Annotated in this window: 2 protein-coding genes and 2 pseudogenes; all 4 read right to left on the bottom strand. The window is 61.1% G+C overall.

The features are described 5' to 3' along the window. Window positions 1–245: pseudogene (obgE, locus tag JCM19049_RS14085) on the bottom strand (GTPase ObgE); the annotation flags it as partial. Window positions 246–376: 131 nt separating this feature from the next. Beyond that, the gene (rpmA, locus tag JCM19049_RS14080) at window positions 377–631 is read right to left on the bottom strand and encodes a 50S ribosomal protein L27 (RefSeq protein ID WP_054821895.1); all 255 of its coding nucleotides are present in this window, start codon (window positions 629–631) and stop codon (window positions 377–379) included. A gap of 70 nt (window positions 632–701) precedes the next feature. Further along, window positions 702–991, bottom strand: a pseudogene (gene rplU / locus JCM19049_RS14075) (50S ribosomal protein L21); the annotation flags it as partial. 224 nt (window positions 992–1,215) lie between these two features. Next, window positions 1,216–1,464, bottom strand: a 249-nt coding sequence (locus JCM19049_RS14070) for a hypothetical protein (RefSeq protein WP_279403260.1), incomplete at its 5' end; no start/stop codon positions are given.

Raw genomic sequence — 1,464 nt, 5'->3', positions numbered from 1 at the left:
TTGCCCGGGCGCAGCCCGCCCTTGCCCGGTTCGCCGTTGCTGGCCTTGCGGTGCGGCAGGTGGTGGTAGTCCAGCAACGTGGTGACCTGTGGGGAGACTTCGAGGATGATGTCGCCGCCGTTGCCTCCGTTGCCGCCGTCGGGGCCGCCGAGGGGCTTGAATTTCTCGCGTCGGATGGACACGCACCCATGCCCGCCGTTTCCGGCGGTGGCATGCAGGGTGACGCGGTCAACGAATGAAGCCACGGGGGTTCTTCTCCTTGGTTCTGGCGGTGCAAAAGACACTCGCCATTAAGTTTAGCGAAACGCACGCAAGGGGTGGCCGGTAATCCGACCCACCCCTTGGCGTACTAAAAAGTTTTGCCTGGTGCCTAGAACTAGGCGGCAGAAACGATGTTCACCACGCGGCGACCACGACGGGTGCCGAACTCAACCGCACCGGCGGTCAGGGCGAACAGGGTGTCGTCCTTGCCACGTCCCACACCGTTGCCCGGGTGGAAGTGGGTGCCACGCTGGCGCACGATGATCTCGCCGGCGTTGACTTCCTGGCCGCCGAAGCGCTTTACACCCAGGAACTGCGGGTTGGAGTCGCGACCATTCTTGGTCGAGCTCGCACCTTTCTTACTTGCCATAGCTTAAACCTCTTTCGCTACAAATTTTCTTGATCTCTACGATACGCCAGAAATTAGGCGATCGAGGTGACTTGACCTTGGTCAAGGCGGCACGGAAGCCTGGCGCTTCTTGTAACCGGTCTTGTTCTTGTACTTCTGGATGACGATCTTCGGACCGCGGAGGTTCTCAACGACCTCGGCGGTGACCTTGACCTTGGCCAGATCGGCAGCAGCGGAAGTTACCTTCTCGCCATCCACCAGCAGCAGGGCCGGAAGCTCAATGGAGCTGCCTTCGGCAGCCTGAAGACGGTCAACGGTAATGAGGTCTCCAACGGAAACCTTTTCCTGGTGGCCGCCAGCGCGGACAATTGCGTACACCACGTGGGTACTCACTTCTACTCGACGTTTCATTGTCTTACGGCGCAGAAATCAACCCGTATTCCTTATACAGCGGAACGACCTGGGGATCTCATGCGCTTGTGCCGTGACGCCGAGCGGACAAAACCGTGATCTTGGCGTTTAGCACCGATGAACCAGATTACGCTAGGAAAGCGTGCCGGGGCAAATGAAAACCCGCCCCGGCGCGCCCTGCGTGATCAGGATCATCATTTCAGTTCGCGTACCGGAACCCCCACCCCGAGCATGACCGGCTTGGCGGCCGGCTCGGCGGGAGTTTCGCTTGGCTTACTGGACGTATCCATCTGCACCCGGTTGCCCTGGGCAGTGGCTACTTCGCTCACGACAACCTCCGCGTTCGCATCCCCCTGGGCCGAGGTGGCCCGGCGGCTGCGGCGCTTTGGCTTCGTGGAACTCTGTGGGGGGGCCGGCGCGGACGACTGCACAACCGGCTGCTG

This window comes from Arthrobacter sp. JCM 19049, assembly GCF_001310435.1.
The sequence above is the reverse complement of the archived record's forward strand: the minus strand, read 5'-3'. Positions and strand labels throughout refer to the sequence as shown.

Excerpts from the sequence above, each read along its gene's own strand:
- rpmA (WP_054821895.1), bottom strand. The coding sequence starts at position 631 with ATGGCAAGTAAGAAAGGTGCGAGCTCGACCAAGAATGGTCGCGACTCC.